Origin of the sequence: Mucilaginibacter sp. 22184 (genome assembly GCF_052045695.1) — a bacterium.
GTDB lineage: Bacteria > Bacteroidota > Bacteroidia > Sphingobacteriales > Sphingobacteriaceae > Mucilaginibacter.
Map to the genome: position 1 here is coordinate 398,035 of NZ_JBQEPI010000002.1, position 15,094 is coordinate 413,128.

Consider the following 15,094-nt stretch of genomic DNA (forward strand, 5'->3'; position numbering starts at 1 on the left):
GAAGTTTAGCTAAAAATGCGCAAACGTTTCCGGAAAGCTAAGAACAGGTAAATAACAAATGGCACTAAACGAGCAAAAAACGCCTTAAGTAATTCATTAAGGCATTTTTTGTTCTTGGTTCAGGAAAGTGTCTTTTTTACGCTTACTTGGCCTTGATGAGGGCTAATATTTTGTTAAAAATATCGGTATTCTGGTACACACCTCTAAAATCGCCGGCATGCGGACCGTAGGCAAACACCGGAACCGGAGTACCCGTATGGTCATTGGTACTGAAATCGCCCCACACATATCCGCTTTTAATATTGCCATCCAACAGGGTTAAGCCACCTGTCTCATGATCGGCGGTAACAATTACCAGCGTTTCACCATCTTCATCGGCAAAGCGCAGCGCATCACCCACTACGCGATCAAAATCGCTGTTCTCGGTTATTACTTGTTTCAGGTTATTGCTATGGCCGCCATGATCAATCTGTGAGCCTTCAACCATCATAAAAAAACCCTGTGGATTATTTTTAAATGTGCTGGTTACTTTGTTAAAGGCCTGTGGCAAATAATTTCCCCGGCCTTCCATTTTTGGACGGGTTACGCTATCATCAACCAGGGCCACTATTTTAGGTGCTTGTGAGCTTAAAAACTCATCAAAATTGCGGATAATGGTATAGCCTTTTTGCTTCATTTTATCCAGCGGAGTTTCGCCATTCACCTTTTCTGTAAAATCCTTATAGCCCGAACCCAATAAGATGTCAATTGGTGTAGATACCATATCATTAGCAATGGCGGCAGCGCTTGAGCGCTCCGACTGATGAGCATAAAAAACAGCCGGTGTGGCATCGGTTAATTCACAGGCAACAATATCGGCAGTTTTCTTACCGGCCTCTGCGCTGTAAACAGCCAGGGATTTCAATGGTTTACCCGATGGATCAACCCCTACCGCACGGTCGTCTGTCTTTTGTCCGGTTGCAAAGGCGGTACCACCAGCAGCCGAATCGGTGATATAAGCATCAGCCGAGTAAGTTATCGAGAACCCTATATTTTGCATCTGGAATATATTCAACTCACCACGATTGGCCGTGTAGGTTGAATATATTTGTGACAAGCCCATGCCATCACCAATACATAAAATAATGTTTTTGACCTTTTTCTGTGAACCATCTGATTTATAGGTTGGATGGTATACCGGGTAAGGTGCCGGTGCTACATATTCGCTGCGCGGTTTTTTATTCAGAAAATCACCAAGTTCTTCTATTTTATCAGTACCTATTACATCAACGCCCAACCTGATCAGCGCAAGCCAGCTGCTTTTGGTATCGGGTGTTTCCCAAAAACGGATCATTTTGCCCGCTCTGTGCACACTATCTATGCCTGCTTTCACCCTGCTGATCTCCTCTTTGTTCAGTACACCCTTACCGTTCCATTTCAGATATTTACCAAATGGGAAGCTCACCAGTCCTATCTTTTTCCATTGCTGCGCGTTAAAGCCATCCATATGGTCAACATCAAAGGAGATCCAGTCCGGATAGTTATTCATTTCTGCTGCAGGCGGTACGGCACCGGTCATCACGATGGATAAACGACCGGGATGCCCCTCATAGGAAAAATATTTTTCAAGCGGCTTTAACTCTTTGATCACTAAGGGCAAAACGGCCTTATGATCTTCTTTGATCTCGATGAGTAAACGCAGTTTCCGTTCCGGGTCACGGCTAAATTTCTCGATCAGCGGATCGATGTATAGAATTTTTAACGACCGTTTGGCACTGATCTCCTTTTTATCGTGAGCCACCATCAACTGACCGTTAACGGCATAAACATCAGCCTCGATAGATCCAAAACCTTTTTCATATGCCCTCAGAAAAGGGATATTATTTTTATAATCATTATGCGAATGCGCATCGGCAACGGTATAGGTTTTGATTTGCGCACCGGCACTGATACCGGTAATTGTTAAGACTCCTAAAATGGTAACTGCTTTGGTAAAATTATTCATGCGGATATTGTTGATATAAAACGGCGGTGCAATATAGCCCCTGTTTTAATTTGCGCCAAAGAAACTGTTATCTTGTTAACATAAATTAAACTGAATGTTAACCTGATCTTTTTCGCAGCGCCTATCCGCTCCAAAACTTTTTAAACCTTAAATTTTAACACTTTTCTATACAAAAACGAACTAAAAGAGCCACAAAATGTTCAAAAAATATTGATTTCAATGCGTTTTAACAAATTACAACCTGTTTTTGAGCCCTTTTAAAACTTTAAAAAGTATTAAATAACTTACCATCAGTGATGCTTTGTTTAGCTGCTAATTACTTATATTTAGTATACAAACTGTTAACCTTAAAAATCACTATTATGCCTAATCACCTTTCTGTACTTGGGATCATCCACACTATTATCAGTGTGCTGGCCATTATTGCCGCTGTTGTCGCTTTACTTCGTCATGGAAAAATAAACCCTGGCTATGGCGCTGGTCGCTTATATGTTATTTTAACCATCATTACCTGCCTTACCGGGTTCCCGATCATGAAAACGGGGCATCCCTCTGCGGGGCACGCGCTTGGGGTTATTATCCTGGTGATATTGCCCATTGCGGTTTATGCCAGGTCCATCCGTTTTTTTGGCAAAGCGGCCGATTATATACAGATCATTCTGCTATCGTTAACGCTCTTTTTTTCGATGATCCCAGCTACTGTCGAAACCCTCACCCGCTTGCCTATCAGTCAGCCAATCGCCAGCGGTCCTGATTCACCCACGGTAAAAATGTGGCTTGGTATCTGGTTTCTGTTGTATGTTACAGGGGTTATTTACCAGATTGTTAAACTGCGGAAGCAAAAAAGTGCCACACTTCCGCCGGCCGTATCGTAATTTCGGGGATATCAAACAGCTTATTTTATCTTAGATCATTATTTTTGATCTGATGAGCGAACTCCTGTTAAAACATATCCATCAGCATGCCGATCTTTCTGCCGATGATGCCCGGTTGGTACTTTCTAATTTTAGATCCATCCACATCAAAAAACACGAATATTTGATCAGGGCGGGCGAAATATGCCGGTATGAGAGTTTTATTGTGAAAGGCTGCCTGAAGGCTTACACCCTGGACGAGCAGGGAAACGAGCATATCGCCTTCCTGGCTGTAGAAAACTGGTATGTTGGCGATCTGTACAGCTTTTTAACCGGGCAGCCGTCAACGCTTTATATATCGGCCCTGGAAGATACCGAAGTGTTACAAATAGATAAGCACGCGCTGGATAAGCTGCTCATTGCCGTACCGGCTATGGAAAGATATTTCCGGATCCTTTTCCAGAACGCATTTGTGGCATCGCAATCACGGGTGATGGAAGCGATAAGCTATACGGCAGAGCAGCGTTATGACATCTTCCTGCAACGCTATCCTACCCTGCAACAACGGATACCGCAGTACCTGATAGCATCGTACCTGGGCATAACGCCGCAGTTTTTAAGCAGGATCCGCCGCAATAAGCTATAAAAGCAGGGCCCAATTTATGAATGTAGTTTCATAGACAGCATTCCGGAGCTGCCGAAATTTGTTTCATGGAAAATATCAGAAATAAAATTTTTAGTACCGCGGGCAACTGGCCTGCTACTATCAGCAGGCTTACCTTAGGATTTATATTATTACCCCATGGCGCCCAAAAGCTACTGGGGCTTTTCGGCGGCTTTGGTTTTACACATACCATGCAATATTTTACTAACGTTGTACACCTGCCCTGGCTTATCGGCTTCCTGGTGATCCTGATTGAGTTTGCGGGCTCCATATTATTGATACTCGGCTGGGCTACGCGTGTTATTGCTGCCCTGATCATTCCGCTGTTTATCGGCATTATTATTACCCATCACTGGCAGGCTGGCTTTTTTATGGATTGGTTTGGCGCAAACCCAAAAGGCTTTGAAGGCTTTGAGTTCGATCTGCTGATGATCGGGCTGGCCATATCGCTGGTGATAAGCGGGGGAGGTAGGTTTTCTGTGGATCACCGGTATTTGAATGCCCAGCAGGGGCTATAACAACACCTCGCCTATTTATTGTCGCCACTTAAATACTCAAAGTTCAAACATCTACGCTCGAACTGGCGGAGAGTTGCTTCGTAGGAGTAAAAGCTTTGTAGAAAACAAACAACACACATGTAGCAGTACCTACGGCACTGAATTGGGGGTTGGCTTCTTCTACAAAGCTTTAACCCCGATGGGGTTTGCAATTTTTTTAACTGATTAACATTACATGTATATCTGCGGAAAAGAAACTTTTTATCAAATCTTAACTTTCTGCCGCGCATAATAGCGCTTTGTTTTTTGTGCATTACCACAGGATTCCATAGAACACCATTTTTTTCGGTGATTTTTGGTTTGATCCATAAATAGCCAGGCACAGCGCTGGCATTGCTTCAGGTTATGTAAATCGCCACTCTTTAGGAGATCATAGGCCGACAACAGCAGCCTCCATACCGGAGCCATCAAATCGCCGGGGGCTGCCCGAAAAGAAAACTCAACATCTTTGCCATTTACAGATAAAACATCAAACCGGTGTGCTTCCGCAAATAATCTATTGAGATCAGTAATTATTCCCTGATCAGCTTCTGCGATATTTTGCGGCGCTATTCCGGAAAATAAGCAGTATAACTTTTGCCGTATATTCCGGGCAAACATCAATGCTTCTGTAGCCAACTCCGGCGATTGGCGCGCTTTGCTTTTCAACGTATCCAGGTAATTTGTATCAAAAAGTTGCAAACGCTCAATCAGTATCATCAAATCCTCATAGGAGTTTAACCTTTCTGTTACTACACCATACTCCCGGTCGTAACCCGAATTTACAAAATCCAGACAGGCTACGCCGCCATCCAATGTCATTGTATTTACTGTCGATATCCTGTACATCTGTTAAAGTTAATAAAATTCACACTGTTAAAACAATTATTGACGGTTTTGTTTTATATATTAACACCATTAAAATATATTTTACCAGTAATAATTAAAAAATGAATAATTTAAAAAAAACGTCGCCATTATTACTGCTGCTTGCATTCATTGCTGTGTATTTTATATGGGGCACTACTTACCTCGCCATAGTTTATGCGTTAAAGGGTTTTAAACCCTTCACCATTTCTGCCTTGCGCTACCTGACGGCTGGGCTGATCCTGACCATCTGGGTTATGATCAAGAAAATAGGTTGGCCAGAGAAACGGGATCTGAAAGTTCTGATTATTAGCGGCATTCTGATGCTTAGCGGTGGTTCGGGACTGGTTGTAGTTGGTGAACAATATATCAATTCGGGCTTTGCCGCGGTAATTGTTGGTACCGAACCCCTTTTCTTCGTGCTGCTCGATCGCCAGCGCTGGTCTGCTTATTTCTCCAGTAAATGGATCATTACCGGCCTGCTGCTCGGGTTTGCCGGCATCGCCTTGTTCGCTCATTTTGCACCGGCCGGGTCAACACTTGTTCAGGGGCATCCGGTAATCGGCACTATTATAACGTTGTTAAGCGCGGTATCATGGGTAACCGGCGCATTGTATGCCAACCGCAAATTACCTGCAAAAAGCGACAACCTGGTTAACAGCACTGTACAGCTCCTGGCAGCCGGTCTTTTTTCGGGCTTAGTTGCTTTTGGTAAGGGCGAGTGGTTTACATTGTCCCCCACTACGATTCCGTTAAGCGCCTGGGCTGGCCTGGCTTACCTGGTGATAATGGGGTCGTTGGTTGCTTACTTATCTTTTACCTGGCTTATCACTGTGCAGCCGCCCGCCATAGTGAGTACCCATACTTATGTAAACCCGGTGATCGCTATTGTTATGGGATGGTTGCTCGCAGCCGAGCAAATCTCTTTTAAACAAATAATTGCGCTGGTGATCATTATGACCGGGGTGATCATCACCCAGCTGAATAAGCAAAAAATGGTAGCTCAATCATAAAGTATTTTGTAAGATAAGGAACCGCCCAAACATGGTAAAAATGGCTATTACATCGTTGTAGTTGATTTTTTCGATCGATAATCATCTATCAATTACATTTGTGATCCATACCTGTTATAACCATGACATTATCCAGAAGAAGTTTTATCAAAACCACCGCTATCGGAACGGCTGGCCTTATCGGCGCGGCACCATTGGCCAATGCTTTTGCCTTAACCATTCCGCCTGTTGCTGATGATCTGTACGCCCTGAGTGATCAGCTGATGCGGCAATGGGCCAAAGGTTTACTGGCGCTGCAGGTTCTGGATAAATCAAATACCGATAACTACGGTGGTTTATATTGCCCGGCCAACAAGACAGTGCATGGCCGTGGTAGCGACGCTATTTACCCCTTCTATCACCTGGCTCAAAAAACCGGCGATTCCAAATACACTGATGCCGCCGCATTACTTTATAACTGGATGAAAACGCGGGTTAGCCAGCCCGATGGATCCTGGCTCAATGAGCCGGTAAAGGGCTCCTGGAAGGGTACTACCGTATTTTCGTCTATAGCATTGGCCGAAACACTGAAAAACCATGGCTCCATCATGGATAATAGTTTTAAAACCGAACTAACCGATCGCTTACAAAAAGCGGCCGACTATGTTTACAGCAATTTTTCGATGGAGTATGGTAATATTAACTACCCCGTTACTGCCTCATACGCGCTATCGCTGATAGGCACCATGCTGGATATACCCAAGTATAAAGACAAAGGCCGGGAGTTTGCACACGCCGCTTTAAAATACATTACACGTAAGGACGGTTTTATTTATGGCGAGGGCCATCCAAACGACAAGGCAAGTCCGAAGGGATGTTTTTCTGTCGACCTGGGTTATAATGTAGAAGAATCATTGCCTTCATTGGTGCTTTATGGCTTATTGACAAAGGACGAAGAGGTATTAGACGCCGTGACCCGTAGCCTGCGCACGCATATGGAATTTATGCTGCCCGATGGCGGCTGGGATAACAGCTGGGGCACACGCAATTATAAATGGACCTACTGGGGCACACGCAATTATAAATGGACCTACTGGGGCAGCCGCACCAGCGATGGCTGCCAGGCGGCATACACGCTGATGGCCGGGCGCGATCCGAGGTTTTATAAAGTAGCCCTCCGGAATACGCAATTACTGCAAGCGTGTACCAAAGATAATTTACTGTATGGCGGCCCGCATTACGTATCGCACCAGGTACCTGTTTGTGTACACCATACTTTTTGCCATATCAAAGCTTTGACTACCATATTAGATCATGAGCACCAACCGGCGAAAGTAAATGTCGATAGTATCCAACTACCCCGTGAAGAGGCTTATGGCATCCGGCCTTTTAGCGATATACAGACCTGGCTGGTGGCCAAAGGAAAGTTCAGGGCGACCATTACCGGGTACGACAGGCAATATAAGGAAACCAGCGACGGGCATGCTACCGGCGGTGCCCTTACCATGCTCTGGCACCCAAAAACAGGTCCTATATTTGCCGGCAGCATGAACCAGTATCAATTGCTGGAGGCCGATAACATGCAGCCCGATACCGACCCGCTATCCATGCCGCTAACGCCACGTATAGAACTCCGGTTAGGTGATACTGTATTTACAAACATCAACGACCTGGGAGCCCTGATAGAGCGCGGAGACATCAGCGGGCAGGAGGTGATCAAAACCCGGTCAAAACTGGTAGACAAAAACCAGCAAAACCCACCGGCAGGCGAAGTGAACTGCCAGGTAACTTACCAGTTTACAGGCGAACGGGTCATCATCAGATACAACATCGAAAAAAGCGGTTACGACGGGCAAACCAGGATCATCCTGCCGGTAGTTTCCAGATCAACAGAGAAGTTTGTGTTCGAAGAAACACTGCTACGTGTAAACAAGAATAAAACCACCTTACAAATAGCATCAAGCGCTAAGTTTACAGCGATGCCTACTACCAGTAAAGGCAGGGTATTTAACTTTGTACCGGGCCTGGAGGCCATCCCCCTGAGTATTGATCAGAATGAAGCGACTATTGTGATTGAGGTGGTGTAATGAAACTCTTCTCCAAGCGTCATTGCTGCGAAGTACGAAGCAAAAGCCCCCTCTAATCCGATAGCTATCGGATCTCCCCCAAAGGGGAGACTTCAAAAAAAGAGTTTTAAAGCCCTCTCTCCCGATAGCTATCGGGATGGAGAGGGTTTGGGTGAGGCTCTCGCTTCGTACCTCGCAATGACGCGCGGAGGCTTTATATGACAAGTACCTACACTCAAAACGCCCCGTAACCGCTCGTTTAAGCGGAGCATCTTCAATCTTAAAACACCCGTTCTTAGTGTAAAAAATACACACTTAATCATCCTATTGTAAACACTTTCATATCAGCCTTAAATAACCGCTCAAAAACGAATACAACAGACAAAATAGAGGTATATTTGTGTATAAAATACACTATCAAAATAATTGATAAAATGAGCACTCCTAAAACTACACCAGCAGCTACGGACGGTGTCCAAAACGCTGTTAAAAAGATTGTTATTGTTGGAGGTGGATTTGCCGGGATAAACCTTGCTGAACAAGTAGCCAAAAACAGAAACTACCAGGTTATTTTGCTTGATAAAAACAATTATAACTACTTCCCTCCACTGCTTTACCAGGTGGCTACCAGCTTTTTGGATCCATCAGATATCAGTTACCCATTTCGTAAAATGTTCCGCAATAAACGGATCAGTTACCGCATGGCCGAAGTAGTAAAGATCGATCCTTCATCACAAACCGTACACTTAACCAACGAAGAACTTACCTATGATTACCTGGTGTTTGCATCAGGTGCCAGGATAAACTTTTTTGGGATGGAAAATGTTCAAAAGAATGCCATCCCCATGAAAACTATTGATGATGCCCTGCACATGCGTAATGCCCTGCTGCAAACCATGGAACAGGCAGCCATGACTAAAGACATGGCCGAGCGGAAAAAACTGTTAACTATTGTGGTTGCCGGCGGCGGCCCTACCGGGGTAGAGATTGCCGGTATGCTGGCCGAAATGAAAAAGAATATTTTCCTGAAAGACTATCCGGAGCTGAAAGGCACCCCGGGCGGTATCTATATTGTTGATGGCGGCAAAAACCTGCTGGGCCCCATGAGCGAAAAAACACACCAGGAAGCCTACAAGGTACTCTCTGAACTGGGTGTAAAAGTAAAATTGAACACACAGGTTAAGGATTATGATCAACATGAGGTCACGCTGTCAACCGGGGAAACTATTGAGGCCGGAACATTGATCTGGGCGGCCGGTATTACCGCCAATACTTTTGAAGGTATACCGGAAACCAGTCTGGGTATTGGCCGCAGGATGATCACCAATGAATATAACCAGGTAATTGGCCTGGAGAATGTATACGCTATTGGCGATGCCAGCGTTCAGATAACAGACGAGCGTTATCCTAAAGGTCACCCGCAACTGGCGCAGGTAGCCATACAACAGGGCCGTAACCTGGCCAAAAACTTTATAGCCATGCTAAAGGGTAAGCCGCTAAGCGCTTTCAACTACTTTGATAAAGGCGATATGGCTATCATTGGCAGGAACAAGGCGGTTGTTGACCTGTTTAAGAACAAGCTGCACATCGGCGGTATCATGGCCTTGTTTATGTGGTTGTTTGTTCACCTGATATCGCTGGTAAACTATCGTAATAAATTAAAAACCCTGTATAACTGGGGTACTGCATATGTGTCAAAAGATCAATCATTAAGGATGATCTTCAGGTCATAAGGCATTCAGGATAATCTTCAAACCGGGGCAGGCAAACGGTCGGGTAGGCAAAACTTATCAGGCCGTTTTGTTTTTGCGTAGCATTTGAAAAAAGGGGTGTCACCCTGAGCACCGTCGAAGGGTAGAGCGTAGAGGCCCGCCCACCATGCTTCGACGGTGCTTAGCATAACATCCAGCCAAGAAGCCAAAGCCCTGTGCGATTCCTTCCCTCGGGAAGGGGAGGAAGGGGTTTATGGATTAGACAAATTATCGCGCGTAGAAACCCCTCCCTGCCAATACACCTGCCCAACACACCCCTCCCGTGGGGAGGGAATTAAAAATGGCTTTCTTAATTAAAACCTTTTGTTTTTATCATAGAAACCAGCATGACACCACCCTGTTTATCCTATTTCCCCTTTCCCCATATATCCCGAATAGTATCCTCATCTCCATGACCATCGGGTACGGCATTGCCGGGATTATTGGCATAGTACCAGCGCTTTTTATCCAGGGGAGATGTAGTTTGCCTGCCGCCCGGCATTTCGAGGTGGCCATTCGGATCTGTTTTCTTTAACCAATCATACGCGTAATGCAGCCATTGCGTGCGGTAGGCTTTATTCTGATGAGCGAACCAGCTGATCTCATCATAGCCCCAAACCCAAAAAGGGATGTCGCCCGCGTTTTCCTGCCCGGGCTTTTTACTTACACCGTAGTTATCAAATTCCACCAGGTATGGCAGATGCTCACAAGTCCAGCCGCTGGGTGTAATACCGCCTTTGCTGCGCAGGTAAAGGGCATCGGTATGGCCAACCTGTAGTGTTGCTTCCTCGGGCTTGCCCGGGGTTTCCATAATACGGAGTGGAAAGGCGTGAACATCCATCAATAGTTTACCATTCCGCACAAAGCCCCCGCCGGGTACGTGCGAATCGCAAATGATCATATGCCTGCGGGCATGTTTACCGGCATACTCCCGGATGAGGGTGAGTATCTGGGCGTAGTTATCCAGGTTAGGATCATTTTTATTCATGAGCTCTACTTGCCCAAAATGGATGCCTTCGATACCCGCGTCGATATATGATTTGGCCAGGAAATAGAAGAATAGTTTGGTTTCGGCACGGCTTACATCTGGTACGGAACCCCTGCCCCATTGATTTTTAAATTTGCCATCGGGGTACAGCATATCCGCATAATTAAAATTCCGTTTTTGTACGGGCATCCCTAAAGCTTCAAATGCCCAGGCAGGTATAGGCAGTTGCTCCACTTTAGGCGTTACGATCTCGAAGATGCAGGCTTGCAAAACAATGTCGGCATCGGCCGTATGCACCCTTGCAGCCAGTTCCTTTTCTTTGATCAAATTCTGGGTGATCTCATCTTCCTGCCCCCATTGGCAAACGGCCCGGCCAATGAACTTGGCACCTATATTTTTGATCATACGCAGGTTGTCGTCAAAACTACCCTGGCCAACCAGCAGGCTTTGCATGGTAATGGAACGGTCGAGATAATTCTCCAATACCTTGCGCGATATTTTTTTGTCGAATTGATAATCGCCACGATCGGGCAATGGCGAGGCTTTACTAAAAATACAGATAAACAACAGCGCGACTGCCATAGCGCAGCCATAAACTCTTTTTAGAATTGATACAGGTAGATTCATTATCCAGGTTTTTAAACAGGTTTGCGAAGCGGGGTATGCCACAAACCTATTGTCCTGGATAAATATTTTATTAAAATATCATTAATGGTGGGAAGAAAAATGTCATTTCGAACGAAGTGAAATACTATCTCTTGAACGGAGTGAAAAATCTTATGCGCGCGATTAGTCCGGCGCAAAAGATTTCTCCTCGTACCTCGTTCGAAATGACAGTTGGGTTTACCTCCCTTATTCACTCCATGGCGAGTGCAAAATACAATCGCAGAAGTTTTTGCGGTGAAAATTCGGGATCATGTAGGCACATACATCGGCTTTGATATTGCCAAATGTGGTTTCTGTTTTATGCTCAAAACCACTAAAGAAAGTTGGGATAATGTTTTTCTTAAAATCATTCCGAGGAAACACGTGGATGATCTCCTTCCTATTTTCGGCGCTCAGGTTTTCATACCCCTCACCAATTACATCAAGGCCCACTCCAGAATACATCAGGGCAACTTCGGGTTCTTTGTGCTCGGCGATACCAATGGTAGTGTGCAGGGCTATGGTATCCCAAACCAGCTGTAATGATTCTTTTGGCAGTCCGTGGCTTTTCAGAAAATCACGGGCGGCATTGGCACCGTCGACTTCAAAGCGCAGGTCGGGGCTGCTGTAGTGTTTGGTTAAACCAAGGTCGTGAAATACCGAGCTCACGTATAGCAATTCGGCATCATATTTTAAATTGTTGCGTTTGCCGTTCAGCGATGAAAAAAGAAAAACCCTTAAAGAGTGATTATAGATAAATTCGGTACCGTGCTCCAATAAAAGTTCGGTGGCCTGGGTGGCGATAGTGCTATCGGGGATGGTGATCCCGGCAATGGTTTTTACTTTATTTACAGACATATTTTGTTGATTTTATATCAGCAAAATTAGCTGTGGCGGCATACCCGGTAAATGTTAAAAACGGCCAATCACATGCCAATATTTACAAAGCGACCACGGTAATCATTAGGTGATATCAGGGTATTTTTCTTAAAAAAGTGACTGAACTGATCGGGTGTAGAAAAGTTAAGGTGATAGGCTATCTCCTTAACCGGTTTGGAGGAGAATTGCAGGGAGCGTTTAGCTTCGGCGATGATTTGTCCGTTGATAATATCCTTGGCTCCCTTACCGCTGCACCGACGGCACAGATCAGATAGTTTACGGGCCGGGATCCCCAGCTGACGCGCAAAATCGGCCACCTCATGCGTGGTTTGGTACTGGCTGCTCACCAACTCCAGGTATTGCCGGTAAACCTGGTTTTCGTAACTGTCGTATCCGCGGGCAAGCAAGGCGTTCACGTTGGCTATCTTGATCATGATGATCTTTAAATAGGCGGCCATAGCATCCAGCTTATTGGGGTAATCATCTTTTATATATTCCTGGTGAAGCGTTTGAAAAAGATTATTGAGCTCAGATTGATCGGCATTGTTCAATGGTAATTGCTGATTGTCAACGGCATTATTAAACAATACCGCCTTGCAATTGCTGGCACTGCCGGGTGCTTTTTCCCAAAAACAATCGCCAAAGGAAAGCTCATAGCCGGTTATCCGGCTCTCATCCTCAAAAGTGTATAGCTGACCTTTCGCTAATAAAAACAGTTCGTTACCCGAAATTTGGTAGTTGCCGTCATCTATCTGGATAGCGCCGCTACCTGCCTGAATGATAAAAATGCGATGGTAATTAATCCTGCAAACGGTTTGCGCTTCAAAAACATGAGCATGCAGATAATTAATGGCGAAGGAATCCTTTAGTTCCCTGTCAACCTGCATCCATGAAACGTCATGCTTCTCCATTGTGATAACAAACCTATAAAACCGTGGCGACTATACCGTCATCCCTGTTTCAATAATTTCAATTTACTTTCTCCCGCATTCACCGACAATTTAGGGTATTTGACCGAAATCCATTAAAAAAAACTTCGCTGCCACTCCATATTTGACCTGTTATCTGAACGACCAATGATACGCAACGACATATACAACAGGAATATTCTGATCTCAGGCGCAAGCATTGCCGGCCCGGCCCTGGCCTGGTGGCTAAACCGATACGGGTTTAATGTTACCGTTGTTGAAAAAGCCCCGGAACTGCGTAAAGGTGGTTACCGCATCGACCTTCGCGGGGTAGCAACTGATGTAACTGAGCGTATGGGCATATTGAACCAGGTAAGGGAATTGAATACCGCCATGCGTGGCTCATCCATGATCAATGCCGAAGGTAAACGATATGCCGACCTGAACGACCCCAATATATTTGGCATGCGGCAGGATACCGATGTGGAGATTATGCGGGGCGAGCTCGCCGGTATACTCTACGCCGAAACAAAGGATCAAACAGAATATATTTTTGATAATTCTATAACAGCTTTAACCCAAACCGATAATGGTGTAACCGTCACTTTTAAACATGGCGAACAGCGTGATTTTGACCTGGTTGTAGCAGCCGATGGCTTACGCTCAAATGTACGCGGACTGGCATTTGAACAGGAAAAAACATCCATTGATCACCTGGGATATTTTATATCTGTTTTCAGCGTCCCGAACGATCACAACCTCGACCATTGGGAGCTCAACTACCCGGCGGTTGATAAGATCATCAATATATACAGCACAGGCAAAAACCGGGAAGCTAAAGTGATGCTGATGTTTGCCGCGCCGGCTGTTGATTATGATCATCGCGATATAGCCCGACAGAAACAAATGGTAATAAATCATTTTAAACATGAAGGACCCGTAGTTTCAACAATCCTGGAAGCTATTCATGATACACCCGATTTTTATTTTGACGCCATAAGCCAGGTAAAAACCGAAAACCTTTCCAACGGTCGTGTAGTATTGCTGGGCGATGCAGGCTATTGTCCCTCTCCTGCCTCCGGTCAGGGAAGCAGTTTGGCCATGGTTGGTGCCTATGTGCTGGCTGGAGAATTGGCCGCTGCATTTGGCAATCATCAAATAGCATTTGCCAATTACGAGAGCCAGATGCGGTGGTTTGTGAAAGCTAATCAAAGGCTGGGGGTAACCGTTTTAAAGGATATGGTGCCTAAATCAAAAAAACAGCTCTGGCTGCAAACTGCCATGCTGCGCGTGATGCTTAAGCTACCCGGAAAAGAAAAGCTGTTAAGAAGTTTTCTGAAAGAGATGCAACGCACCGTTGATGAAGCCGCCAACGCCATAGAGCTTAAAAACTACGATCATTACAAGCTGCAGACAATAAATAGTGATCTGTTTTAATCCTTGATCTTTCTTAATTTATAATTAAACCAGGTGCCTCAGGTGCTTATCTACAGCCTCAAGCAGCTGGTTCATTTCAAAAGGCTTGCTTAAATAAGCATCGGCTCCGCAATCACGGGCGGTATCTTCCAAATTTGCCCATCCCGACATTAATACTACTGGGATATGGCTGGTTAAGGGATGATTTTTGATAGATATACATAGCTCACTGCCAAAGCCATCTTTCAACCTGTTATCAACCAATACCAGATCGGGCATGTGCAGTATTACGCCCTTTATTGAATTTTTATCCAGCGAAGCAGCGGTATCATACCCTTCTTCGCGCAGGATTAGCTGTATGGCTTCAGACAGATCGGCGTCGTCCTCCACAATAAATATTTTCTTATTCATAGGTTTACTGGTGTAGATAAACAAATTTACATAGCACAGTATTAACAATCAATTACTAATTAAGTTATTTAAAAATAAAGCAATCGTTTTGACGCTGTTTTTACATTGCCATGTTTAATACCATAAATAGGGT

General features: G+C 45.0%; 13 protein-coding genes. 7 read left to right on the top strand and 6 right to left on the bottom strand.

The window, feature by feature from the left end; all coding sequences use genetic code 11:
* Positions 1 to 142: 142 nt before the first annotated feature.
* Positions 143 to 1,984, bottom strand: coding sequence for an alkaline phosphatase (locus tag ACTJKG_RS06680; RefSeq protein ID WP_440738720.1), 1,842 nt, complete (start codon positions 1,982 to 1,984; stop codon positions 143 to 145).
* Between the two features lie 362 nt (positions 1,985 to 2,346).
* On the opposite strand from ACTJKG_RS06680, the gene ACTJKG_RS06685 reads away from it, so the two are divergent.
* The 3 genes from ACTJKG_RS06685 to ACTJKG_RS06695 all read left to right on the top strand — a co-directional run bounded on the left by ACTJKG_RS06685 (position 2,347) and on the right by ACTJKG_RS06695 (position 4,020).
* The gene (locus ACTJKG_RS06685) at positions 2,347 to 2,859 is read left to right on the top strand and encodes a hypothetical protein (protein ID WP_440738721.1); all 513 of its coding nucleotides are present in this window, start codon (positions 2,347 to 2,349) and stop codon (positions 2,857 to 2,859) included.
* Between the two features lie 52 nt (positions 2,860 to 2,911).
* Complete coding sequence (locus ACTJKG_RS06690; RefSeq protein WP_216650435.1) at positions 2,912 to 3,484, top strand: Crp/Fnr family transcriptional regulator; 573 nt, start codon at positions 2,912 to 2,914, stop codon at positions 3,482 to 3,484.
* Positions 3,485 to 3,549: 65 nt separating this feature from the next.
* Entirely contained in the window at positions 3,550 to 4,020 is a 471-nt protein-coding gene (locus tag ACTJKG_RS06695) for a DoxX family protein (RefSeq protein ID WP_440738722.1), read from the top strand.
* A 243-nt stretch (positions 4,021 to 4,263) separates the two neighbouring features.
* Here ACTJKG_RS06695 and ACTJKG_RS06700 read toward each other — a convergent pair whose 3' ends face one another.
* On the bottom strand, positions 4,264 to 4,887 hold the full coding sequence (locus ACTJKG_RS06700; protein ID WP_172333108.1) for a CGNR zinc finger domain-containing protein: 624 nt from the start codon (positions 4,885 to 4,887) through the stop codon (positions 4,264 to 4,266).
* A gap of 101 nt (positions 4,888 to 4,988) precedes the next feature.
* Here ACTJKG_RS06700 and ACTJKG_RS06705 point away from each other — a divergent pair, with 101 nt between their 5' ends.
* The 3 genes from ACTJKG_RS06705 to ACTJKG_RS06715 all read left to right on the top strand — a co-directional run bounded on the left by ACTJKG_RS06705 (position 4,989) and on the right by ACTJKG_RS06715 (position 9,696).
* Positions 4,989 to 5,918 carry an EamA family transporter gene (locus tag ACTJKG_RS06705; protein WP_172333107.1) on the top strand — a complete coding sequence of 310 codons (930 nt, stop codon included), beginning with the start codon at positions 4,989 to 4,991 and terminating at the stop codon, positions 5,916 to 5,918.
* A 122-nt stretch (positions 5,919 to 6,040) separates the two neighbouring features.
* Positions 6,041 to 7,984: a twin-arginine translocation signal domain-containing protein gene (locus ACTJKG_RS06710; protein WP_440738723.1), complete on the top strand. Its 1,944-nt coding sequence runs from the start codon at positions 6,041 to 6,043 to the stop codon at positions 7,982 to 7,984.
* Between the two features lie 413 nt (positions 7,985 to 8,397).
* Complete coding sequence (locus ACTJKG_RS06715) at positions 8,398 to 9,696, top strand: NAD(P)/FAD-dependent oxidoreductase (RefSeq protein WP_440738724.1); 1,299 nt, start codon at positions 8,398 to 8,400, stop codon at positions 9,694 to 9,696.
* Positions 9,697 to 10,081: 385 nt separating this feature from the next.
* Here the strand turns inward: ACTJKG_RS06715 and ACTJKG_RS06720 are convergent, their stop codons facing one another.
* From ACTJKG_RS06720 to ACTJKG_RS06730, 3 genes are all read right to left on the bottom strand, one after another.
* Complete coding sequence (locus ACTJKG_RS06720) at positions 10,082 to 11,329, bottom strand: hypothetical protein (protein ID WP_440738725.1); 1,248 nt, start codon at positions 11,327 to 11,329, stop codon at positions 10,082 to 10,084.
* A gap of 225 nt (positions 11,330 to 11,554) precedes the next feature.
* Positions 11,555 to 12,205, bottom strand: coding sequence for an HD domain-containing protein (locus ACTJKG_RS06725; RefSeq protein WP_440738726.1), 651 nt, complete (start codon positions 12,203 to 12,205; stop codon positions 11,555 to 11,557).
* A 68-nt stretch (positions 12,206 to 12,273) separates the two neighbouring features.
* Positions 12,274 to 13,137: a helix-turn-helix domain-containing protein gene (locus ACTJKG_RS06730; protein ID WP_440738727.1), complete on the bottom strand. Its 864-nt coding sequence runs from the start codon at positions 13,135 to 13,137 to the stop codon at positions 12,274 to 12,276.
* A gap of 165 nt (positions 13,138 to 13,302) precedes the next feature.
* Between ACTJKG_RS06730 and ACTJKG_RS06735 the strand changes: the two genes are divergently transcribed.
* On the top strand, positions 13,303 to 14,571 hold the full coding sequence (locus ACTJKG_RS06735) for an FAD-dependent monooxygenase (protein WP_440738728.1): 1,269 nt from the start codon (positions 13,303 to 13,305) through the stop codon (positions 14,569 to 14,571).
* 24 nt (positions 14,572 to 14,595) lie between these two features.
* Here ACTJKG_RS06735 and ACTJKG_RS06740 read toward each other — a convergent pair whose 3' ends face one another.
* Positions 14,596 to 14,961 carry a response regulator transcription factor gene (locus tag ACTJKG_RS06740; RefSeq protein ID WP_172333101.1) on the bottom strand — a complete coding sequence of 122 codons (366 nt, stop codon included), beginning with the start codon at positions 14,959 to 14,961 and terminating at the stop codon, positions 14,596 to 14,598.
* Between the last annotated feature and the right edge of the window lie 133 nt (positions 14,962 to 15,094).

Bases quoted from the DNA above. Each gene is read 5' to 3' on its own strand.
- ACTJKG_RS06680 (WP_440738720.1), bottom strand. From the start codon at position 1,984: ATGAATAATTTTACCAAAGCAGTTACCATTTTAGGAGTCTTAACAATT.
- ACTJKG_RS06685 (WP_440738721.1), top strand. From the start codon at position 2,347: ATGCCTAATCACCTTTCTGTACTTGGGATCATCCACACTATTATCAGT.
- ACTJKG_RS06690 (WP_216650435.1), top strand. From the start codon at position 2,912: ATGAGCGAACTCCTGTTAAAACATATCCATCAGCATGCCGATCTTTCT.
- ACTJKG_RS06695 (WP_440738722.1), top strand. From the start codon at position 3,550: ATGGAAAATATCAGAAATAAAATTTTTAGTACCGCGGGCAACTGGCCT.
- ACTJKG_RS06700 (WP_172333108.1), bottom strand. From the start codon at position 4,887: ATGTACAGGATATCGACAGTAAATACAATGACATTGGATGGCGGCGTA.
- ACTJKG_RS06705 (WP_172333107.1), top strand. From the start codon at position 4,989: ATGAATAATTTAAAAAAAACGTCGCCATTATTACTGCTGCTTGCATTC.
- ACTJKG_RS06710 (WP_440738723.1), top strand. From the start codon at position 6,041: ATGACATTATCCAGAAGAAGTTTTATCAAAACCACCGCTATCGGAACG.
- ACTJKG_RS06715 (WP_440738724.1), top strand. From the start codon at position 8,398: ATGAGCACTCCTAAAACTACACCAGCAGCTACGGACGGTGTCCAAAAC.
- ACTJKG_RS06720 (WP_440738725.1), bottom strand. From the start codon at position 11,329: ATGAATCTACCTGTATCAATTCTAAAAAGAGTTTATGGCTGCGCTATG.
- ACTJKG_RS06725 (WP_440738726.1), bottom strand. From the start codon at position 12,205: ATGTCTGTAAATAAAGTAAAAACCATTGCCGGGATCACCATCCCCGAT.
- ACTJKG_RS06730 (WP_440738727.1), bottom strand. From the start codon at position 13,137: ATGGAGAAGCATGACGTTTCATGGATGCAGGTTGACAGGGAACTAAAG.
- ACTJKG_RS06735 (WP_440738728.1), top strand. From the start codon at position 13,303: ATGATACGCAACGACATATACAACAGGAATATTCTGATCTCAGGCGCA.
- ACTJKG_RS06740 (WP_172333101.1), bottom strand. From the start codon at position 14,961: ATGAATAAGAAAATATTTATTGTGGAGGACGACGCCGATCTGTCTGAA.